12 protein-coding genes are annotated in these 23,607 nt (G+C 63.8%); all 12 read left to right on the forward strand.

The features are described from left to right. Positions 1–239 precede the first annotated feature (239 nt). The 12 genes from JFN90_RS13655 (at position 240) to JFN90_RS13710 (ending at position 23,607) form a co-directional block, all read left to right on the forward strand. Positions 240–1,109, forward strand: a complete 870-nt coding sequence (locus JFN90_RS13655) for an EamA family transporter (protein ID WP_236019007.1) — start codon at positions 240–242, stop codon at positions 1,107–1,109. Positions 1,110–1,551: 442 nt separating this feature from the next. Next, entirely contained in the window at positions 1,552–3,357 is a 1,806-nt protein-coding gene (locus JFN90_RS13660) for a tetratricopeptide repeat protein (protein WP_199395676.1), read from the forward strand. A gap of 150 nt (positions 3,358–3,507) precedes the next feature. After that, positions 3,508–4,701, forward strand: coding sequence for a tetratricopeptide repeat protein (locus JFN90_RS13665; protein ID WP_199395677.1), 1,194 nt, complete (start codon positions 3,508–3,510; stop codon positions 4,699–4,701). A gap of 436 nt (positions 4,702–5,137) precedes the next feature. Beyond that, entirely contained in the window at positions 5,138–6,334 is a 1,197-nt protein-coding gene (locus JFN90_RS13670; RefSeq protein ID WP_199395678.1) for a nucleotide sugar dehydrogenase, read from the forward strand. Continuing rightward, a complete protein-coding gene (locus tag JFN90_RS13675; protein WP_199395679.1) occupies positions 6,334–7,353 on the forward strand; it encodes an NAD-dependent epimerase/dehydratase family protein in 1,020 nt (339 codons plus the stop codon). The genes JFN90_RS13670 and JFN90_RS13675 overlap by 1 nt, the downstream gene beginning before the upstream one ends. Beyond that, complete coding sequence (locus JFN90_RS13680; protein ID WP_199395680.1) at positions 7,354–8,673, forward strand: class I SAM-dependent methyltransferase; 1,320 nt, start codon at positions 7,354–7,356, stop codon at positions 8,671–8,673. It begins immediately after the preceding gene. 9 nt (positions 8,674–8,682) lie between these two features. After that, positions 8,683–9,606: a glycosyltransferase family 10 domain-containing protein gene (locus JFN90_RS13685; protein ID WP_199395681.1), complete on the forward strand. Its 924-nt coding sequence runs from the start codon at positions 8,683–8,685 to the stop codon at positions 9,604–9,606. 16 nt (positions 9,607–9,622) lie between these two features. Continuing rightward, positions 9,623–10,981 carry a B12-binding domain-containing radical SAM protein gene (locus JFN90_RS13690; RefSeq protein ID WP_199395682.1) on the forward strand — a complete coding sequence of 453 codons (1,359 nt, stop codon included), beginning with the start codon at positions 9,623–9,625 and terminating at the stop codon, positions 10,979–10,981. A 14-nt stretch (positions 10,982–10,995) separates the two neighbouring features. Continuing rightward, positions 10,996–14,937, forward strand: coding sequence for a glycosyltransferase (locus tag JFN90_RS13695; protein ID WP_199395683.1), 3,942 nt, complete (start codon positions 10,996–10,998; stop codon positions 14,935–14,937). A gap of 20 nt (positions 14,938–14,957) precedes the next feature. Continuing rightward, positions 14,958–15,725 carry a glycosyltransferase family 2 protein gene (locus JFN90_RS13700; protein ID WP_199395684.1) on the forward strand — a complete coding sequence of 256 codons (768 nt, stop codon included), beginning with the start codon at positions 14,958–14,960 and terminating at the stop codon, positions 15,723–15,725. Continuing rightward, positions 15,722–20,293, forward strand: a complete 4,572-nt coding sequence (locus JFN90_RS22555; protein ID WP_199395685.1) for a glycosyltransferase — start codon at positions 15,722–15,724, stop codon at positions 20,291–20,293. Before JFN90_RS13700 ends, JFN90_RS22555 begins: the two co-directional genes overlap by 4 nt. Continuing rightward, a complete protein-coding gene (locus JFN90_RS13710; RefSeq protein WP_199395686.1) occupies positions 20,290–23,607 on the forward strand; it encodes an O-linked N-acetylglucosamine transferase family protein in 3,318 nt (1,105 codons plus the stop codon). The genes JFN90_RS22555 and JFN90_RS13710 overlap by 4 nt, the downstream gene beginning before the upstream one ends.

Here is a 23,607-nt window from a genome sequence, read left to right on the forward strand (position 1 = left end):
GTCTACGTCTTTAATTAGGCCCCCGATTTCCTGTGCAGTCAACAGTGCTGCGTGTTTTTTAAAAGCAGTTAAGCAAAGAACGCGAAGTCGGCGCAAAGTTCACAAAGATTTTTTGTATTCCAGCATTTCTTCGCGCCCTTCGCGGATTCCCGGCGTTCTTCGTGTAACAGCTTTTGAAGTATCTGAGGGAGGTCACAACCTCTGCTGCGCAGGGCCCTTTTTCAGTTATCATTAACGCCATGATGCCGCTATGGTTTCCTCTCACCGTTTTGTCCGCCTTTTTCCTCGCCACCAGCGACGCGACCACCAAGCGCGCGCTGACCGGCAGGAACGAGTACCTGGTCACCTGGCTGCGCATCGTCCCCACCCTGCCACTGTTCCTGGCTGCCCTCCCCTTTATCCCAACCCCGAAACTCGGTGATGACTTCTACTTCTGCATCTTTACGGGGCTGCCGTTGGAGGCGGTGGCCATCATCCTCTACACCAAGGCCCTCAAGCTCTCGCCGCTGTCGCTCACCCTGCCGCTACTGTCGCTCACGCCGCTTTTGCTGCTCGTGGTGCCGTACCTGCTCTTGGGGGAAAGGATCTCCCCCACCGGGGGAACCGGAATCCTGCTGATCGCCCTGGGCGGCTACCTGCTCAACACCGGCAGGGGCGAAACCGGGGTGCTCGCGCCGCTGAAGGCGCTGGCCCGGGAGAAGGGGGCGCTGTGCATGCTCGGGGTCGCGACCATCTACAGCATCACCTCCACCCTGGGCAAGCGCGCCATAGCAGCCTCCTCCCCCCTCTTCTTCGCCGGGATTTACCTCCCCCTCTTAGTGCTCGTCCTCACACCGATCGCCCTGTACAAGTCCCGCGGCGAACTGGGCCCCGTGCTGCGCAACGGCACGGCCAAAACCGTGGTGCTCCCCGCCATCTGCTACGCGCTGCAGGCCCTCACCCACGTTTATGCCGTCAACCTCACCAACGTCGCCTACATGATCGCGGTCAAACGCCTGAGCCTTCTTTTTGGCGTCCTGTACGGCCATTACCTCTTCAAGGAGCGCGGCGGCATCGTCTCCACCATCATCATGCTCCTGGGGGTCTTCCTGATCGTCGCGGGAGGCTGAACGGCCGTTTTACCTCTATGCTCACCGGTACTTTCAGCTCACCAGCACCTGCAACTACGACGGGTATCAGTACGGCTACGACATCTACCCGCCCCTGCCGAGTCTCGAGATAGCCTTGGAAAGGGAACTGTCGGATAATTGACCTCGCCGGTGGCAGCGCCTCTTTCAAAAATTTGACGGCGATATTGCCCCCCCTGGTGGCCCCGTCCCCCGCGCACGCTGCGCATATTGCAAAACCCGCGCGGAAAGCGGATTTGACGAGCGGACCGGAGTGCGGAACTCGCCCGGAGTGGCAACGACACCCTGCCGCAGGCGGCGCGCCGGACGGTTTGTGCCGGCGCTGGCATGCCAGTTGCTTCCATCTTCCCTGTTTGCCCCGTGTCCCCGATCACCTGCCAGACACGCGGCACCCGCAGGCTATCAAACCGAAATGGAGAATTTCATGAGCCAGTTAGTTACCCGCCCCAGCGGCGCGATCGCCGTCATGGAGAATGGACCGCTTGTTTCCGCCATAGTCGTCACCCGTGACGGGGAAACCCACCTCAGGGAATGCCTTGGCGAGCTGATGGAACAGACGGTCGCCAGCAGGATGGAGGTAATCGTCGTCGACGCCGGCTCGGCACAGTGCGAATGGGCGGTGGTGGCGGACCTGCAACAGCGCTACGCGAACCTCGCCGCGCTGAAACTCGCCTCCGGGGCGGCAGGCCGCGGGGTCAACATGGCGCTCAAGATGGCGTCGGGCAGGTACCTCACCAACCTCGATGTGACCGACCGCCTCAGGCGGGACGCCTACGAGCAGTTGACGGCCGCCCTGGAGCAAAATCCCACAGCCATGGCGGCCTACGGTGACACCTGCTTCACTGCCATCGCCCACGAGAGCTTCGCCAACCACACCAGCTACGGCAAGGTGATCTGGCCCGACTATACCCCCCAGCAGCTCTCCCAGCTCACCGAGGTCGCTCCTCACCTGCTCTGGCGCAGGGAGGTGCACGACAGCGTCGGCTTCCTGCCGGAAGGCTATCCGAACCACGGGCTGCGCGAGTTCCTGCTCAGCGTGGTGGAGCGCTTCCGCATCCAGCACATCAGTGAGTTCACCGGCCTTAAGCTGATCGTGTGCGCTCCGCAGCAGCCCCCCAAAAAGGCGCCGCAGCCGGTGGAGGTACAGAGCGCTCCCGCAGCCGCGGCGCAGCCGTTCACGGTGCCGCTTCGGGCCGAGTCTGCGCCGATGCCGGAGCCGGCCGCCGCACCCGATGCGACTGCGGCCTATGCCGCTTTGAGGTCGCAGCTCCCGGCCGACGACCTGGAACAGGCCGCGGCACTGCTGCGGCAGTACCTGGCCACCTACCCCCGGCACGCCGTGGCCCATAACGATCTGGCCGCTATAAGCTACCAGCTCGGCGACACCGACCAAGCCCTGGTCCATTACCGCGAGGCGGTGGCCCTGGAGCCCGACGAGGACGTCTACCAGAAGAACCTGGCCGACCTCCTCTATGTCGAGACGGGACAGACCGACGAGGCGATCAACATCTATCTGAAACTGCTGGAGAGGTCGCCGCACGACGTGGAAACCCTGCTGAACCTCGGCATCATCTGTGAAGGAGTCGGGCAGCCGGACGCCGCCGAGTCTTTCCTGCAAAGGGCGCTCGAGATCGAACCCACCAACATGGCGGTGCGCGAGCGGCTCTCCGAACTGAGGCAAAACGCTTCCGCAGCGGCCACACCTGCCACAGCGGCCACAACCACAGCCACAGCACCGGCGACAGCCGCCGAGGAGGACGATTTGACTGCAGAGGACATCTACCTGAACTCGCAGGAACTGGTGAACCGGGGCGACCTGGCCGGGGCCGAGCGGGAGCTGCAGAAGATCGTAGCGCTCTATCCTGATTTCGCGCCGGCCTACAACGACCTCGCCGTCCTCGCCTATCAAAACGGCGACAAGGACAGCGCCCGCCGCAACTACGAGAAAGCGGCAACGCTGGCGCCGGGCAACAACACCTTCCAGAAGAACCTCGCCGACTTTTATTTCGTGGAGGGGTACGACGTGGACGGGGCGATCAACATCTACCTGGACCAGCTCAATAAAGAGCCCCGCAACATCGAGACGCTGATGAGCCTCGGTAAGATCTGCACCATCTTGGACCGCCCGGAGGAAGCCGAGACCTTCTACGGCAAGGTGATCCACCTGGAGCCCTGGAACCGCGACGCCCGCGAGTGCCTGGACACCTTGAAACAGGCCGCCAACGGATAGCAGCCAAGGTGCGCCAACGAAGCAGACGCCCGGTCGACCTGAAGGTGCAACCGGGCGTTTTCGTTGTCGAAAGCAGTTTTGATTAAAGTTTCCAGCGCGGGATGCCGATACGACAGGCGGGCTAATGAGCATCTAGGCGCGGAGGATGTTATGGCAATGCAGAAATCGGCCTGGGACTACCTGGGCGACATGTTCGACACGCTGACCTCGCAGGACACCATGAAGGCGCAGGCAGCGACCGGCGCCATGGCCACCGGCGCAGGGTTCTTCCAGAAGAAGGACTACGCCCGGGCGGCAAGCGAGTTCAAGCGCGCCATCTCCCTGGACCCGACCAACGCGCAGTCGTACAACTACCTGGCCAACGCCTACCTGGCCCAGAAGAAGTACGACGACGCCATCAAGACCTACAAGACCTCCCTCACCATCGATCCGACCCAGGATTCGGTGCACACCAACCTGGCCAACATCTACCTGCAACAGAAGAAATACAACCTGGCGGAGAAGGAGTTCAAGGACGCCGCCCGCCTCAACCCCTCGGACACCGTGGCGCCCTACACGCTGGGACAGCTCTACCTGCAGACCGGCCGGTTGCACGAGGCGGAGGCCCAGTTCAAGAAGGTCTCCAAGATGGCGCCCAACGACCCCAACCCATACTACAGCCTCGGGGCCACCTACAACAAACAGGGTAACTACGCCGAGGCGGTGAAGCAGCTGACCAGGGCGGTCAAGATCCGCCCGAAGATGGAGGCGGCCCATTTCGAGTTGGGCGTCGCCTATGCCGCGCTGGGCGACAGCACCAACGCGCAGAAGGAAGTGGACACCCTGACCCGGCTCAATTCCGCCCAGGGAGCGCTGCTGCAAGCGACCATCGCTCAGCCCAAGATGGTGGCCGCCGGCGGCGGCGAGACCGACACCTTTACACCGGCCCTGCAGGCCGGCACGGACCTCGGCAGCCTGCTCGGCGTCGCTACCAACGGGGCCAACATCCAGGCCAAGGAGTTCAGCCTCACCTTCTACTTCGATTCCGCCATGGATGCCACCTCCGTGCAGGACACCAGCAACTGGACCATAGCAAAGGCCAGCGGCGGCGCCGCAGGGTACTACAACAACCTGCTGCCGGTGCTCCCCACCGAGGCGTACATCCCGCAGAACCCCACCAGCGTGGTGTACGACCCGGAAAAACAGGCGGCCACGGTCACCTTCACGCTGAGCCAGAACTCCACCGGCAACGCCACCATCGACCCGGCCCACATGGTCTTCAAGTTCACCGGGACCGACGCCCGCGGCAAGATCATGGACCCGACTGCGGACGAATTCGCCGGCGCCGCGGAAAGCCCCTTCTAGCGCCGAAGCTCACCGCCTCAATCAAGCCCGCGGCTCTCACCGCGGGCTTTTTTTATCCCCGTGCATCTGGCCGTCCCGCAGACATGCTTTCTGCTGATGAACGGTAGGACCCCGATCCCGAAGACGAACGGGGGCCGCGCAGCCACTGGAAAGGAAGATCCATGCGAGGGATATCGATCGTACCCCCCCACCTATAACCAAGCCGACTACCTCGAACAGCTTGTGTGTCTTATCGTCCGCGTTGAGCCACCCCATGACCGGCTTGGCGGAGAGCAGGAATCCCTCGTTGTTTGCCTGGTACTGCCCCCCCCCCAGCCACCCGCTGCCACTGCGTCAAGAAACGACACATTCCTTTCAATTTTTTGTCACCGCCTCTGGCACATCATTTGCTTAACCGAAACAGTCTCCATAAGCTCCTGACCACAAAAGGATTACCATGTCTGACATCGAATATGAAGTGTGCATCATCGGAGGTTTAGGACACGTAGGACTACCACTGGGCATTGCCTTCGCGTCAAAACGAAAAAACGTGGTCCTCTACGATATCAACGAGGAGGCCACCACGCTGGTCCGCAAAGGCGTGATTCCTTTCATGGAGGAAGGTGCCGAAACAGCCCTGGCCGGGGTGATTAACCAAACGCTTTACGTCTCCACGGACCCATCAGTAATTTCCAAAGCAAAGTACATTATCATCACCATTGGCACACCTGTGGATGAGCACCTAAACCCCAACCTCAAGCAGTTCACCAATTGCATCGCAGACCTAAAGCCGTACCTTCGGGATGGCCAGCATGTGGTGCTGCGCAGCACCATCTACCCTGGCATTACGGAGAAGGCGCGGGACATGCTGCTGGAAAGCGGCAGGAAGCTCTCCGTCTCCTTCTGCCCGGAGAGAATCGCAGAAGGGAAGGCGCTGAAGGAACTGGCCGAACTGCCCCAGATAGTTTCGGGCTTCGACCGTGACAGTCTGCGCGAGGCCCGCGAGCTGTTCCAGTCCATCACCGAGGACGTGATAGAGTTGGAACCGCTGGAGGCAGAACTCGCGAAACTCTACACGAACACCTGGCGCTACTTGCAGTTCGCCATCTCAAATTACTTTTACCAGCTCAGCACGCAGAACAATGTTGACTTCTACAAGATCTTCCACGCCATAAAGCACAAGTACCCCCGGGCGCAGAATTTCCCGGCTCCCGGCTTTGCTGCCGGCCCGTGCCTGTTCAAGGACACTATGCAACTGGCCAGCTACAGCAACAGCAACTTCTTCATGGGGCATGCGGCGATGCTGGTGAACGAAGGTTTGCCCAACTTCATAGTGCAACGTCTCAAGGAGCGCGGCGGACTAAAGAACAAGACCGTTGGCATCCTCGGGATGGCGTTCAAGGCCAACAACGATGACAAGCGGGAGTCCCTTGCCTACAAGCTGCGCAAACTCTTCACCCTGGAGGCGCGCCGCGTACTCTGTTCCGACGCCTACATCGAGGAGCAGGGGTTCATATCGGCACAGGAAGTCGTCGCTGCGGCCGACATAGTGGTCCTTGCCACTCCGCATGCGGAGTACGCTCAACTAACCATCGCGCCGGAGAAGCATCTGGTCGACGTATGGAACTTCTTTGGAAAAGGCGGGTTGTTCTGATGAAAATTCTTGTCACGGGTTCGGCCGGTTTCATCGCAGGGTATCTGGTCGAGGAGATCCTGGCGCACGGCCATGAGGTCATCGGCATCGACAACTACTCGAAGTACGGAAAGGTCGAGAAGAGCTACGACAACAACCCCAGATACCACTTCGTCCTTGGCGACGTCAAGGATACCGGGTTAATGAAGTCTCTTGCTGGCGAATGCGACCAGATGGTCGCTGGCGCCGCCATGATCGGCGGCATCTCCCTCTTCCACGAGTATGCCTACGATCTCATTGCCGAAAACGAGAGGATCATAGCGTCCACCTTCGACGCCGCAATCGACTCCTTCACAAAAGGGAAGTTGAAGAAGATAAACGTAATCTCATCTTCCATGGTTTACGAGAGCACCACGGTCTATCCCACACCGGAAGGGGAACAGCTCCGCTGCCCTCCGCCGCTCTCCACCTACGGCTTCCAAAAACTCTCTTGCGAGTACTTTTGCAAGGGGGCGTGGGAGCAGTGCCGCCTCCCTTACACCATCGCCAGGCCGTTCAACTGCATCGGTACCGGTGAAAAACGGGCACTGTGCGATAAGGAGGTCTACTCAGGCAACATCAAACTCGCCATGAGCCACGTGGTTCCGGACCTGGTGCAAAAGGTGCTGAAGGGGCAGGACCCTTTGCACATACTGGGCGATGGCAACCAGGTGCGTCACTACACCTACGGGGGCGACCTGGCCAAGGGACTCTGCTGTTGCATCGAGAACCCGGCGGCGCTGAACGAAGATTTCAACCTTTCCACCCCCACCTCGACCACTGTGTTGGAACTGGCACGACTGATCTGGCAAAAAGTCAACGGGGACAAGACATTCAGCTTCGTCTCCGACACCCCGTTCACCTATGACGTACAGAAAAGGGTACCGTCCGTTGAAAAGGCGAAGCGGATCCTGGGCTTCGAGGCGCGCAGCACGCTCAGCGACTGCCTGGACGAGATCATCCCCTGGGTTGCCGAACAGATCAGAATCGGAGGTATCTAAATGGCAGTGGCGGCCAACACGGTAGAACGCCTCCATATAGGCGGACGTGAGAAAAAAGACGGGTGGCACATCCTGAACATAGAGCCAGGCGAAGAGGTCGATTTTGTCGGCGACTGCTGCGACCTGAGCCGGTTCGAGGACGGCACCATAGGCGAGGTCTACGCAAGCCACGTGATAGAGCATTTGTCGCACACGGATGAGTTGGCAAGAACGCTGACTGAGATCAATAGAATCATGCGCCCAGGAGGAAAGCTCTATCTCGCCGTCCCCGACCTCGAACGCCTGGTGCAGCTCTACTTCAACCCCAATGCAGGCACCTCCGCGAAGATTGGAGTAATCAACATCCTCTTCGGAGGTCAGACCGGCCCCAACGATTTCCACAAGTGCGCCTTCGACAAGACGCTCCTCTCCCAGTACCTGAATTGGGCGGGATTCGGGGATGCCCAGCAGGTTGCGGAGTTTGGCATCTTCACCCAGGATGCCACCACCTACCGCTATGAGGGGGTGCCCGTTTCTCTCAACCTGATCGCGCACAAGCGCGGCAGCTCCAGGCTCGCCCCCCCGGCGCCGGCGATGCAGGGAAAGGAGCCGGAACAGATCATGGGGCCAAAGTTCACCATACCCGATCACATGCTTGCCTCGTTCACCATGAACGGCAACGTCCCCATCACCCTCTATTTCCTCTCGGAAACCTCGGGAGGGACCCTGCACTGGACCAACGAGTACTTCAACAAGATGAAGCAGAAGGCCGCTCTGGTCGCCGGCACCGAGACGGCTTACTGCTATGACACGGATCCACACCTGTGCCGGATGCTAAAGGCCCACAGTATCGCCGGCAAGGACGTCTTGGTGGTCGGTTCGGTACATCCCTTCTACGAGGCGCTGGTGAGCCACTTCCAGGGACGGCCCGCCACCCTGGAATACCGGGAGATCGTCCATGACATACCGGGGCTTAGAACCTACACGGTCCGCGAGTTCGAGCGGCATCCGGTCCCGTACGACATAGCGCTGTCGATCAGCTCCATAGAGCACAGCGGCTTGGGCCGATATGGCGACCCCATCGATCCAGATGGAGACCTAAAGGCGATGAGAAAGCTAAAGTCCTGCGTCGCCAAGGAAGGAATTCTGTTCCTGGCGGTCCCAGTGGGAAAGGACGCGGTCTGCTGGAATGCGCACAGGATTTACGGGCGGGCTCGCCTGCCGCTGCTATTAGATGGATGGCGGCTGATCGACAGCGCGGGTTTTTCCGAGGAGCAACTCGATGCAGGCCAGTTGGGCATCGACTTCGTGCAGCCGGTGTTCGTGCTGCAAAACATCTGAGGGTTTCCCATGGCACGTAGGCTGGCACGAATAGCTTGGGGAAGGTACCTGCACAAACCCCATGAAGAGAGAAGGATACTGGAAGGACTCCTCAGGCAGACCCCGGGGGCACAAGGCATCTGGGGCGAGGTGGAGTTCACCATAGAAAGGGTCGACAGCTGCGATTTCCTCCTGATCGCGGACCAGCCCAGCGCAGACATCGAGGTCACCGTCCCTCCCGGCAACGTCTGGTCCTTCACCATCGAGCCCCCGAACGAGTATTTTCGGCATCTGCACGCGGCGGAGCGGAGCATTGCCCGCTGCTACACCTCGGATCCCGAGCCGGCCAGTGCAAACGCGGTCCAGACCTTCGTGCCGATAAACTGGCACATCGGCAAGTCCTACGACGAACTCGTCGCGGCCCCCTGCCCCGACAAACTCAAGAGAACCTGCTTCATCACCAGCAACAGCACGCATTTTCAGGGACACAAGGACCGCGTCAATTTTCTGAAGGCACTTGCCGGGGTGATCCCCTTCCACCTGTTTGGCCGCGGCTACGCCGACTTCACCTGCAAGGGGGACGTCCTCGCCCCGTACAAGAACACGATCGTGGTGGAGAACTTCTCCAATTCGCTCTATTGGTCGGAGAAATTGGCTGACGCCTTCCTGGGCTACTGCCTCCCCATCTACTTCGGCTGCAACAGGGTTGCCGAATACTTTCCAAGGGACTCCTTCCTGGAGATCGACATCCATTCGGAAAGTGTCTTCGAAGAGCTGGCATCGCTGGACCTGGACCGGCTCTGGCAGCAACGGTACGAGGCGATTCGGCAGGCGCGCTCGCGGGTGCTGTATGAGTACAACTTCTTCTCCTTTTTCGCACACCAGATCCTTATGTCCGAGGTCGGCCGGCCGGAGAGGATCACCATCCCTGCATCTGCGGCAGGGAATCTGTAGCAACAGGACCTTTATCATGGCAAACCCGAAGATACTTTTTTCCAACCCTCCGTGGTGGGGTGAACGCGAGATGATCCAGGACGACCGGGGTGAACTGCAGACCCGGTGCTGGAGCGGCGCCAGGGCCGGCTCACGGTGGCCGCACACCTTTGCCGTCACCAGCAGCCCGGACAACTTCCGCTACGGCAACTACCTCCCCTACCCCTTCTTCATGGGGTACGCCGCGAGCTACGTGCAAAAAAAGAGCGGCGCAGCGGTCAGGATGCGCGACAGCCTCGCCCTCGCGGAGTCATACCGGAGCTATCTCGAACATCTCGAGGAAGAGCGCTACGACTACATCTTCATTGAGTCAGCCACCACAAGCTGGGAGCACGACGCACAGTTGCTGCGCCGGATCAAAAGTGTCTCCCCTGAGAGCCGGATCGTCATCACCGGCCCGGTATGGGTGCAGGGGGAAGCCATCCTGGCGGAGCAGCCCGTCCACGCCGTGATCAAGGGGGAGTACGAGAAGGGAGCACTGAAGGTGTTAAACGGCGCCTGCGGGATGATCGAGTTCGACCTGTTGACGCCTGAGGAGATGAACGCCGCCCCCTTCCCCTACTATGACGACACCATCGCCCTGCGCTATTTCGACTGCAACCCCAAGGGGATGCTCCTGCCGCATCTCCAGGCCTGGTCCAGCCGCGGCTGTCCCTTCAAATGCATCTTCTGCGTATGGCCCTCCACCATGACCGGCAACGATCCCGACGGCACCGGACAGCGCACCGTCAGGTACTACAGCAAGGAATACATGGAGGAGTTCCTGCTCCACATGACGCGGCGCTACCCGTACCGCTCGGTCTACTTCGACGACGACACCTTCAACCTCGGCAATCGTCACGTGCGCGAGATTTGCGAGGTGATGCGAAAGGTCGGCATCCCTTGGAGCGCCATGTGCCGCTCCGACACCATTTCCAAGGAGTGCTGGCGCGATATGAAGGAAAGCGGCTGCTTCGGGGTCAAGATCGGTTTCGAAAGTGGCAACCAGCACGTGGTGGACAACATTGTGAACAAGCACATCGACCTGGAGCAGGCCCGCGAGGTCATCCACTACATCAAGGGGCTCGGCATGACCGTCCACGGCACCTTCACCTACGGTCTCCCCGGGGAAACGGCCAAGCAGATGGAGGACACCAAGCGCTTCATCGCCTCCCTCCCCTTCGACACCTACCAGGAGTCCGGGTGCGCCGAGATTGACGGCACGCCGCTGCATCACGTGGCCCAGCACGGGGCCAACGAGGTCTACCCGGGCGCCACCATTACCGCGGAGTACCGGCGCGGGCTCGACGGGAGCAAGAAATGGCGGGAAATGATAGCGAAAATGGAAATGGAATGAACTACGGAGCAAAGATGCGTTTACTGGTTATCGACCACAGTCTCATAAATCTTCGCGGCCATCACTTCAACTACAATACGGCCATCTATCGCGCGGCGCGCAGAAGCGGCGTTCCCAGCATCTTTTTCTGCCACAGGGCCTGCACCATGGAGATCCTGAACGAGCTCCCCGCCCAGCCGGTCTTTTCCGCCGACACTTACTGCCAGCTGACCCGGCTGCCGATTGAGTCCCCAGAGCACGTGCTCGACGATTACCACCTTCACTGCGCCATCTTCGAGCGCGAGCTCGCCTCATGCGTCACGCCACTCATGCAGCCGGACGACCTGCTGCTGTTCCACACCATACAACTGCCGGAGTTGGACGCGATCCACTCCTGGTACGCCGCGCTGCAAGGTACGAAACCGCGCCTGGCCATAATCCTCAGGTTCGACATCTTCGCCGGTCTGCGCTACCGGTGCTGCCCTGAGAAATCCCAGGAGATCTACCAGAACCTGATCCCAGCCCTGCACCGGATCGACCCCGAAAAAGTGCGTTTCTACACCGACACGAGATCCATGGCCGAACAGTACCGCAGCTGCGGGACCCCCTTCCATCTGATCCCCATACCTTTGGACGCCGCGTCGGATGCCCCTGCCTGCGCGAGCGCGTCACCGCATTTCGTCTTCCTGGGCGACGCCTTCCCGCACAAGGGGTTCGGTCAGGTCGTGGAGATGATCCCCGAGGCCCTTGGCGCCAGGCCGGATCTGAGCTTCACCATCCAGGTGACCAATTCATCCCAGCCCTTCGAAATCCTGCGCGGGTACCCTCAAGTGCAGTTGGTGGAAGAGCGTCCGCCAGAGGAGGATTACTACCGTATCCTCTCCAGCGCGTCGGCATTGCTGCTTCCGTATGACCCGGCTATCTACCGCTTCCAGTCCTCCCACATCTTCATAGAATCCGTGCTGCGGGGGATCCCCGTCATTTGCTCGGAAAACGGCGCCATGCTGCCGGACCTCAGGACCTGCTGCATGACGGACCTGGTGTTCACCCCTTACGACCACCGACAACTGACCCAGGCGGTGCTGCGCTTTGCCGAGGCACCGCAGGTCTGGACCCGCCTATTCCGCCACCAGACCCGGGAACTCGCGGCTTTTCACACCTGGAGCAACTTCATCTCCGTGCTGGTCGACAGGGATGCGGGGCTGCTCCCGAGTTCCCCGCCCCCCGGGCTTCCAACAGCGGGGTCGGAACTTGACCAGGTGATACCACCGGAGATACAGGGGGACGAATTCTACTTCCTCATCCGGCAACTTTGCGCCTCCGAACGTCTCGAAAGCGTGCTGGAGATCGGATCTTCGGCAGGGGGCGGAAGCACCGAGGCCTTCGTAGCCGGCCTGCAGCTCAACGCCAGCGCCCCCACCCTTCACTGCATGGAGGTGTCGCAGCCCCGTTTCCAGGAACTGCAGAAGCGCTACCGGGACCGGCACTTCGTGAAGTGCTACAACACCTCGTCCGTAGCCCTCTCCCGTTTCCCCAGCGAAGCCGAGGTCGCCTCCTTCTACCACTCGCAGCGCACCGCCCTCAACAGCTATCCCCTGGAGCGGGTCCTGGGATGGCTGCGACAGGACCTGGACTATGTTCGGCGCACCGGGGTCGACGAGGACGGCATAGCCCGCATCCGGCGCGAAAACGGGATCGACTTCTTCGACATGGTACTGATCGACGGCTCCGAGTTCACTGGGAAGCCGGAGCTGGAGCAGGTATATGGGGCATCCTGGATCCTCTTGGATGACGTGAACGGCTTCAAGAACTTCGAGAACTACCAGCGGCTGAAAAACTCCCCCGACTACCGGCTTTACCAGGAAAACTGGCAGGTGAGAAACGGCTACGCCGTCTTCCAAAAGGTCCGGCCCTCCCTACCTGTCCACTTCTTCACCATCGTCCTTAACGGGATGCCCTTCATCCGCTACCACGCCGACGTCTTCAGCAAACTCCCCTTCGACTGGCACTGGCACATCGTCGAAGGGGTGGCCGACCTCGTGCACGATACCGCATGGTCGCTGCAAACGGGGGGACGCATATCGGACGCCTTCCACAGAAACGGCCTGAGCAACGATGGCACCACGGAATACCTGGACGAGTTGGTGCGGCAATACCCGGGGAGGGTCACGGTCTACCGCAAGCAGGGTGGCGCCTTGTGGCAGGGGAAGCTGGAGATGGTGCAGGCCCCAGTCCCCCACCTGCCGGAAGAATGCCTCCTTTGGCAGGTGGACGTAGACGAGTTCTGGAGCGAGGAGCAGGTCGCCGCGACGCGGGATCTCTTCCTCGCCCACCCCGAAAAAAGTGCCGCCTTTTACTGGTGCCACTTCTTCGTAGGTCCCCGCATCGTCGTGGGGAGCCGCAACTGCTACAGCCAAAACCCCGCCATGGAATGGCTCAGGACCTGGCGCTACACCAAGGGGTGCCAATGGATCGCCCACGAGCCGCCGCGCCTGCACCGCCCCCTCCCCGACGGCGGCTCCGTTGATCTCGCCTGCATCGATCCGTTCCTGCACGGCGAGACCGAGCGGGAAGGGCTCGTGTTCCAGCATTTCGCCTACGTCCTACCGGAGCAGCTCCGGTTCAAGGAAACCTACTACGGCTACCGGGATGCGCTCGCCTGCTGGCACCGGCTCCAGGAGCAAAAGCGCTTCCCCCTCCTGCTCAGGGACTACTTCCCCTGGGTCTGCGACCAGACCACGGTGGTTCCGGTCGAAGAAAAGGGAATCGTGCCCATCGAGCTCCCGGGGACGCCCGCCCCGCAGCTGCCGGTCACGGTGGTGGACGGCGTCTTTTACCAGATGAACATGACGGGAATCGCCAGGGTCTGGACCTCGCTCCTCATCCAATGGGCCGGGACCGACTTCGGCCGGTCACTGGTGGTGCTGGACCGGGCCGGGACCGCGCCGAAGGTGTCAGGTATCCGCTACCGCAGCGTCCCGTGCTACGAGGCGGGGGATTGGGACCGGACCATGCTGCAGACGGTGTGCGACGACGAGGGGGCCGACGTTTTCGTATCCACCTACTACTCGACGCCGCTCACCACGCCGTCGCTGTTTCTGGCCCACGACATGATTCCCGAATTCACCGACTGCTACGACCTGTCCGACGCCCAGTGGCAGGAGAAGCACCATGCCATCAACCGCGCCTCGGCCTTCGTGGCCGTTTCCCGCAGTACCGCGAGGGACCTCGTGAAGCTCTACCCCAACCTCGAAGATCACGTGGTAGTGGCGCACAACGGCATCGACCACGACACCTTCGCGCCGGCCCCGGAGGAGGAGGTACAGGCTTTCCGCAGGCGCCACGAACTGGACAAGCCCTACTTCCTCTTCGTCGGCATGCGCCAGGCATACAAAAACGGGTTGCTCCCCCTGCACGCGCTCAAAAAGCTCCCGGACCCGGGCGCCTTCACCCTGCTGTACGTCGGCGGAGTGGGGGTGCTGGAACCGGAGGTGAAGGCTCTGGCGCGCAATCTGGACGTGCGGCTGGCAAAGCTCAGCGACCGGGAACTCATCTGCGCCTACAGCGGTGCCGCGGCACTGCTCTATCCCTCGACCTATGAAGGTTTCGGCCTCCCCATCCTCGAGGCGATGGCCTGCCGCTGCCCGGTCATCACCTGCCAAAACTCGTCCATACCCGAGGTAGCCGGTGCCGCTGCGCTGTACGTATCGCCGACCGACCCCGGTGAACTGTCCGCCGCCATGATGCAAGTCACCACTCCCGAAGTCCGGCAGCACCTGGTCCACCTGGGGAGCCGGCAAGTGGCCAAGTTCTCCTGGAAGAAGATGGCGGACATCATCAGGAGGATGATCTGCAGCACGTTCCCGGCGCGAGGGGGCGGCAACCGCACCCGGGAGGACGCAACAGCACCGGCCGTCACACGACAGTGCACGCCTCAACCGCACGAGGGAACCAGATGCCACGGCATGACAAGGTAGCGACAGCACCAGAGACATCCGTGAGCGGAGCCCCACGCATCTCGGTGGTGGTTCCCTCCTACAACTACGCCCGGTACCTTGAGGTGTGCCTCGAATCGATCCTGTCCCAGCGTTACCCCAACCTGGAACTGATCGTCCTCGACGGGGGATCCACCGACGGCACGGTTGAGCTCCTGCAACGCTACGACAGGCACATCGCCTACTGGCGCAGCCACAAGGATGCCGGGCAGTACGCCGCCATTGAGGAGGGGCTGAACCGCACCAGCGGCGAGATCATGACCTGGTTGAACGCCGACGACATGTTCCACCCCGGGGCCTTCGACGCCGTCGGCCGCATCTTCGCGCAGTGCGCCGAGGTCGAGTGGCTCATGGGGCGCCCCAACAGCTTCGACGAGCAGGGGAGGCAAAAGCATGTCCTCACCTACCTGCCGCTCAACTCGCGCGCCAAGTACCTGGCGGATGAGGAGTTCATCCAGCAGGAGGGGGTGTTCTGGCGCCGCGCGCTTTGGGAGAGAAGCGGGGGCTACATCGACAAGACCCTGCCGCTGGCAGCCGACCTGGAGCTGTGGGCCCGCTTCTTCAGGAGCGCGCGGCTGTTCTCGGTGGACCTCCCTATCGCCGGGTTCCGTGACCACCCGCTGCAGAAATCCAAGGACAAGGCAGGGTACACGGCCGAAGCGGACCAGGTGCTGGCTCGTGAGCGCCAGCTGTTCGCCGCCGAGCAGAACCCGTTCAGCCCGCCGGCGCCGCTCCCGATCCTTATCGAGGGCGACAGGGTGATCATGTGACCGAACCGCGCCGCTTCAGATACCTCGTCTCCGCCATCGTCTCCACCTACAACGCCGACCGCTTCCTGGCGGGCAAACTCGAGGACCTGGAGGCGCAGACCATCGCGTCCCAGTTGGAGATCATCGTCATCGACTCCGCCTCGCCGGGCAACGAGCGCGCCATCGTCGAGCAGTTCCAGAGGCGCTTCGACAACATCCGCTACCTGCGCACCGACCAGCGCGAGACCGTGTACCAGGCCTGGAACCGCGGCATCAGGATGGCGACCGGGGAGTTCGTCACCAACGCCAACACGGACGACCGGTTGCGGCACGACGCCTACGAGGTCCTGGTGCAGGCGCTCAGGGAGCGCCCGGAGTGCGTGCTCGCCTACCCCAACATGCGCATCACCAAGCAGGAGAACGCCACCTTCGAGCGGCACGAGCCCTTCGGCTTTCGCGACTGGCCGGACTTCGACCGGCTGAACCTGTTGGAGCTCTGCTGCGTCGGCCCCTTCCCGCTCTGGAGAAAATCGCTGCACGACGACATCGGCTACTTCGACGAGCGCTTCAAGAGTGCCGCCGACTACGAGCTCTGGCTGCGCGCCGCGCTCAAGTACGACTTCGTCCACGTGCCGCAGTTCCTGGGCCTGTACTGGCTCTCCGAAGAAACCGTGTCCCGCAAGGGGGACCTGCCCACTCTGGAATACCTGGAGGTGCAGAAGGAGTACCGCCCCCGCTTCGCGCCGATCACCCCGGCGCCGGTGGAGCTGGAGCCGGAACAGTGGCGGGAGTTCCAGGCCCTCGCCACCCGGCTTGACGCCGGCGACGGCAGCATCCTTCCCGAGCTGGAGGGCTTCAGCGCGCGGCACCCGCGCGCCCCCCGCTTCCACCTGGAGCTGGCCCGCATCTTCTACAAGAAGGGGGAGATCGGCTACGCCAAAAAGTACTTCGAGAAGGCCGTCATCATCGACCCCGGCAATGACAGCTACCGCGACGCCCTCCATTCCTTCCTCAAAAGCGAGCTGTACCAGGCGCTGCAGCACCAGACTGCCTTCATCGCCGGAAACCCCGACGACCTGGAGGCCCACCTCTGCGCCGGGATGATCCTCATCCTCATGGAGCGCTACCAGGCGGCGCTGCCCCACTACCGGCGCGCCCTGGAGCTCAGTCCCGGCAACGCCCTCGCGCAGTGCAACATCGCCTTCCTGGAACGGCGCCTCTCCCCCGGCGAGGATGCCGGCTACTTCACCTGCGAGCGGCCCGAGGTGCGGCGCCTGGTGAGCCGCCGCGCACGCCGGGTGCTGGACGTAGGGTGTGCCGCGGGACGGCTCGGGCTCGCGCTCAAGAAGCGGCAGGGCGCGGAAGTCTGGGGGATCGAGCCGGCGCCGGAGGCGGCACGCGCCGCCCAGGCCGTGCTGGACCGGGTGCTTGCTGGGAGCGTCGAGGAGGCCCTGCCCGGGCTGCCGCAGGACTATTTCGACAGCATCGTGGCGGCCGACGTCCTGGAGCACCTGGTCGATCCGGAACGGGTGTTGCGGGAGCTGGCGGCGAAGCTTTCGCCCGGGGGAGAGGTCATCGTCTCGCTGCCCAACGTGCGGCACTGGAGCGTGCTCAAAGAGCTCCTGGAAGGAAACTGGGAGTACCGAGACGCAGGGATCCTGGACCGCACCCACCTGAGGTTCTTCACCAGGAACAGCGCCCTCGCCCTCTTCGACAGGGCGGGCTACGCGGTGACCTCGGTCGCGCCAGTGGCCCTTTCCGGAGACGAAGGCGTGCCGGAGCTGCTGCTGCGGGCGCTGGCGACGGGGGGAATCGAGACTCCCACGCTCCAGGAGGAAGGGGGGGTCTATCAGTACCTGTTCCGCCTGGTCCCCAAAGGGCGCGAATTGACCTCCATCGTCATCCTCACCTTCAACGAGCTGGAGTGCACCAGGGAGTGCCTGGAAAGCATCGACCGGCATACCCCGGAGCCGCACGAGGTGATTCTCGTCGATAACGGCTCGACCGACGGGACCATCCCCTACCTCCGGGAGTTCTGCGCGCAAAGAAACGGCTACCGCCTGATCGAGAACGGGACCAATCTGGGGTTCGCCGCCGGCTGCAACGTCGGCATGCGGGAGGCGCACGGCGGGCACATCCTCCTTTTGAATAACGACGTGGTGGTCACCAGGGGATGGCTGTCGGGGATGCTGGACGCCCTGGCGCGGGAACCGGAGGCGGGGCTCGTCGGGCCGATGACCAACCGCATCGCCGGCCCCCAGCAGACCGGGGACGCCGTCTACCACGACACGGCCGGGATGGACGCCTACGCCGCCAGCTTCAGAAGCGCCAACTATGGGCGCCGCATCCCCGTGGACAAGCTGGTCGGTTTCTGCCTCCTGTTCACCCGCGCGGTCCTGGCGGAGGTGGGGGAGCTGGATACCCGCTTTGGCTCCGGCAACTTCGAGGACGATGACTTCTGCCTGCGCGCCGCGCTCAAGGGGTACCGCTGTGTCATCGCCGGGGATGTCTTCATCCATCACTACGGCAGCCGCTCCTTCACCGGCAACAGGATCGACCACGCCGCCGCAATGCGCCAAAACCGCCGCCTCTTCGACGTCAAGTGGGACCTTTCCTCCCTGGAGCTGGAGCTTGCGGTCCGGCTCGTGGTGCACAATGCCCAGGTGCAGGGGAAAAAGCTCGCGCAGCGCGGAGAGATGAAACAAGCGGTCGACCTGCTGCTGGAGCAGGGGATCGCCCTGGCCGGAGGCGCTGCGCTCCCCTACCTCACCCTGGCCGGCATCCTGGCACAGGCAGGGAAGCCGCGCCAAGCCCTGGAGGTACTCGCCGAGACGCCCGCAAAGGACGATCTTGTCGCACTGTTGCTGCGGGGGCGCTGCCACAGGGAGCTGGGGGAGCCGGAAGTGGCCCTGGACCTCTCCGAGGAGGCGGCGAAGCTCGATCCCGAGGATCCCGGCGTACTGCACCTGCAGGGGGTGCTGGCGCTGGATGCGGGGGACCGACAAAAGGGTGAAGAGGACCTGCGCGAGGCGCTTGCCGGCGACCCTGGCTGCGCCTCCGCCTACGGTGCCCTCGCCTCCCTCTTCTGGGAGCGCGGCGACCGGGACCAGGCGCTGCGGCTCGCCGAGCTCTCTTTTGCGCTGGATCCGCTGGAGCTGTCGGCACTCGGGCGCTACCACGATTACGCCACCGCCTGCGAGGCCCTGCCGCGGGAAGAGGAGCGCCTGCGCGAGGCACTGCTGCTCTACCCCGAGCATAAGGGTCTCTGCTACGGGCTCATCGAGCTTTTGATCCGGGGCGCCCGCTACGGCGAGGCCATCGCCGCCATCGAGGAGGCGGCGGTGCGCTACGGCCTGGACGACGCCGCCATCGACGCCGCCCTCCAGATCAGGACCCTGGCCGGCGCCCCGCCGGCTCCGCGCCCGGGCAGCGGCAGCATCTCCGTCTGCATGATCGTAAAGAACGAGGTGCAGCACCTGGCCCAGGCGCTCCTCTCGGTGCGCGGCCTGGCCGACGAGCTGGTGGTGGTCGACACCGGTTCGAGCGACCGGACCGGCGATATTGCCCGCATCTTCGGGGCCCGCCTCTTTAGCTTCCCCTGGAACGGCAGTTTCGCCGACGCCAGGAACTTCTCCCTTGCCCAGGCTGCCGGCGACTGGATCATGATCCTCGATGCCGACGAGGCGCTGGCCGCCGAGGACCTCCCCCCGCTGGTGGAGACGGTGCGGCGCGGCGACACCGTTGCCTATTCCTTCGTTACCCGCAACTACACCGGTGCCATCGCCCGGCGCAACTGGGTGGCCAACGCGGGGGAGTATGCCGAGCTGGAGCGCGGACAGGGGTGGACCCCCAGCGAAAAGGTACGCCTGTTCCCCAACCGTCCCGACCTCCGTTTCGAGGGCGCCGTCCACGAACTGCTGGAACCGTCGCTGGTGAAAAGCGGCATCGCCATCCACGCAGTCGATGTCCCTGTGCACCACTACGGCAGGCTGGACCAGGCGCGCAACCGGGAGAAACAGGAACACTACTACCTGCTGGGACGAAAGAAACTCGCGGAAAGCGCAGCCTCGCCCGATGCACTTCTCGAGCTGGCCCGTCAGGCGACCGAGCTGGAACGGCTGCAGGAGGCACAAGAGCTTTGGCACCTGCTGCTCCAGGGGACCCCGGGACACGCCGAGGCCCATTTCAACCTGGGGTACCTGCACCTGGCCGCCGGCGACTACGGCCTGGGCTATCAACATGCGCTGCTGGCGACCGAGCTCGACCCCGAGCTCAAGGAGGCCGCCTTCAACCTAGCCAAGTGCGAGCTTTACCGGGGTCATGTCCCGGCGGCGCTGGCACGCTGCCAGGACATGCTGCACCACTGGCCCGGTTACCCGGCGGCGCATTCGCTCTTCGCGGTCTGCCTGCTGCTCCAGGGAGATCGTACCGGCGGCGAGGCCGAGGTCGCGGGGCTGGCAGCACAGGGTTTCGACTGCGGCGACTTCCTGAACGAGTACGCGGGCGGGTTGCGGCGCGGCGGACTGGAGCATCTGGCCGCCCCCCTTGCCGACCTGGCGGCGCGGCTCCAGGCGGGGGTGCGGCCATGACCGAATCCCAAAGCCTGAAAGAGCTGTTCGCGGCGGCCAACGCCCTCTTCGCCTCCGGCGACCTCTCCGGCGCCGCCGATCGCTACCGGCGGGTGCTGCAGCTCGACCCCTATTTCGCCCAGGCGAGCTTCAACCTGGGCTGCACCCTGGACCGGCTCTGCGGGCCGGGCGAGGGGCTCCCCCACTTCGAGCGGTCCGCCCAGCTCGTGCCGCAGTGGAGCGAGGCGCACGGCAACTTGGGGCTTGCGCTGGCGCAGGTGGGGCGCATGGAGGAGGCGGCTGGCCAGCTGGCCGAGGCGTGCCGCCTGGCGCCGGAACACGCCGGCTACCGGAACAACCTGGGGCTCGCCCTGAGCGCGCTGGGGCGCGGCGAAGAGGCGCAGGCCAGCTTCAAGGAGGCGATCCGCCTCGATCCGGACTACCCGGAACCGCACAGCAACCTGGCCATCCTCTACGAACGCTTCGGCAACGGCGCCGCCGCCATCGACTCGCTGCGCCAGGCGCTGAGGCTTCGCCCCGACTACCCCGAGGCGCACCACAACCTGGCCAACGCGCTTAAGTCGCAGGGGAGGCACGAGGAGGCGGTCGCCCACTACCGCGAGGCGCTCCGGCTCAAGCCCGACTACCTCGAGGCGCAGAGCTCACTCTTGTTCGCGCTCCTCTATGGCACCCAGACCGCCGAAGAGACCATCTTCGCCGAGCATGCCGCCTTCGGCGCCACCCAGCGCCGCGCCGTCAAGCCCCATGCCAACGTCCCCGACCCCGACCGCGTGCTCACCATAGGCTACGTGTCGGCGGACTTCCGGGAGCATGCCGTGGCCCGCTTCATCACCCCGGTCCTCTCCCACCACGAACGGAGCCGCTTCCGGGTCATCTGCTACTCCAACGTCGATGTCCCCGACGGCAAGAGCGAGGCGCTGGCGCAGTTGTGCGACCGCTTCGTCAACATCGCCGGCCTGCGCGACGACCAGGCCGAGGAGCATGTGCGCGAGGACGGCGTCGACATCCTGGTCGACCTCTCCGGCCATTCCGCGGGAAACAGCCTGACGCTCTTCGCGCGCAAGCCCGCGCCGGTGCAGGTGACCTGGATCGGCTACCCCTTCAGCACCGGGCTGGACAGCATCGACTACCGCATCAGCGACGCCATCTGCGACCCTCCCGGCGAGACGGAGCGTTTCCATAGCGAGGAGCTGATCAGGCTCCCGGGAACCTTCTCCTGCTTCGCCCCCCCGGAGGAAGCGCCGCCCATCGTCCCGCTCCCCTGCCTCGCCTCGGGAGCGATCACCTTCGGTTCGTTCAACAACCCCGCCAAGATTACCGGGGAGACGCTGGCCATGTGGGCCGACGTGCTGCGCGCGGTGCCCGGCTCGCGGCTCCTGCTCAAGGGGTATTCGCTCGCCTGCCCGCAGGGGCGGCAGCGCTTCCTGGACGCCTTCGCCGCGGCAGGGATCGCTCCCGAGCGGCTCGAACTGATCGGCAACATCCCGTCCTACCAGGATCACCTGGCGCTCTACGCGAAGGTCGACATCGCCTTGGATACCTTCCCGTACCACGGCACCACCACGACCTGCGAGGCACTCTGGATGGGGGTTCCGGTGGTGACGCTGGCCGGCTCCTCGCACCGCTCCCGCGTCGGCGCCTCGCTGTTGCACAGCGTAGGTCTGGACGGGCTGGTCGCCCACGACGGCCGCAGCTTCGTGCAGCTCGCCCACGCCCTGGCGCTCGACCGGCACCGGCTGCAGGGGCTCAGGGAAACGCTGCGCGCCACCATGGCCGCCGCCACGCTCACCGATGGCGCCGGTTTCACCAAGGGGCTCGAACAGGAATTGATCGCCGCTTGGGGGAAATGGTGCCGCCGCCACGTCCCCCCCGCCGCGGACCCGAAACAGGAGGGGCGCGAGCTGTTGCGCGAGGGGAGGCTCGATGTTGCCCTGCAGCGTTTCCTGGAGCCGCTGCGCTTGGGCGACAAGTCCACCCTCAACGAGATCCAGGACACCCTGAACGCCCAGACCGCAGCCGACCAGGCGCGGGCCCTGGCACTGGAGGAGGGGCGCGAAACGGAAGGGAGCCCGGAAGGGATCGCCAGCGAGACCCTCGCCGAATGCGCCGAACTTCTCTGCAGCGCCGGGTTCGTCACCCCCGCCGACCTCATCTGCCGCTACCTCGGGGATCGCGGCTACCAAAGCCCGCGGGTGAGCCGCAGCCTCGGGGCGGTGGCGCTGGCCATCGGGCAGCCGGGCGCGGCGGTGGCCGCGCTCAACCGCGCGCTCGAACAGGGGGACGCCTCGCGCGCCACCCGCATCCTCTTAGTGAAGGCACAACAGGCGGAACGGTTTCCGCCCCCCCGCGAGCAGGGGGAGCGCCTGCTGCTGATCAAGGCCTGGGGCTACGGCTTCTGGAGCGACGTGAACCACGTGCTGGGCCAGCTCCTGGTGGCCGAGATCACCGGACGCACCCCGGTGGTGCACTGGGGGGCCAACTCGCTCTTCAGCGACGATCCGCTCGAGAACGCCTTCAACCACTTCTTCGAGCCGGTCTCCCCGGTCACCATCGGCGACGTCATCGCGCGCCGGCGCAGCTTCTATCCTCCCAAGTGGCAGCGCGACAACGTGCGCCACGAGAACCTGGCCAAGTTCGACGGCCCCTGGTCCCGCTGCTCCGCGCTCTGGACCCTGGAACGCCAGGAGGAAGTCGTGGTGAGCGACTTCCACTACGCCGTCAACGACCTCGCCCCCTGGATCCCGGCCGGACATCCGCTGCACGGCCTCACTACCGAGGAGCTCTACCTCTACCTGTTCGAGCGCTACCTGAAGGTGCAGCCCGCCATCCTGGAGCGGGTGGAGGCCTTCCACCGGGAGCATATGGCGGGCGCCCCGGTCATCGGGCTGCACGTGCGAGGAGGAGACAAGGTGGGTGAGGATCCCGGGCTTGCCAGGCTGAACGCCCTCTACCTGCCGGAACTGGAGCGACTGCTGCGCGAGATGCCCGATGCCCGCATCTTCCTGAGCACCGACGACGACCGCGCCCTGGCCCGCTACCGGGAGCTTTTCGGCGAGCGGTTGGTCTACACCGTCTCCACCCGCACCGCCAACGTGCAGGGGGTGCACTATCAGAAGCAGGCGAGCCGCAGGGCGCTGGGGGAGGAGGTACTCATCGACACCCTCCTCGCCGCGCGCTGCGACCATTTCCTGGGCAACGGCCTCTCCAACGTGTCGCTGGCCGTGGCGCAGATGAGGCGCTGGGCGCCCGGGACCTGCCGGCTCTTCGGCACCCGGCTCGACTACCTGCGCCAGCTCACCCTGTACCGGAGCTGA

This window comes from Geomonas propionica (genome assembly GCF_016458235.1).
In the GTDB taxonomy this organism is placed as follows: Bacteria; Desulfobacterota; Desulfuromonadia; order Geobacterales; family Geobacteraceae; genus Geomonas; species Geomonas propionica.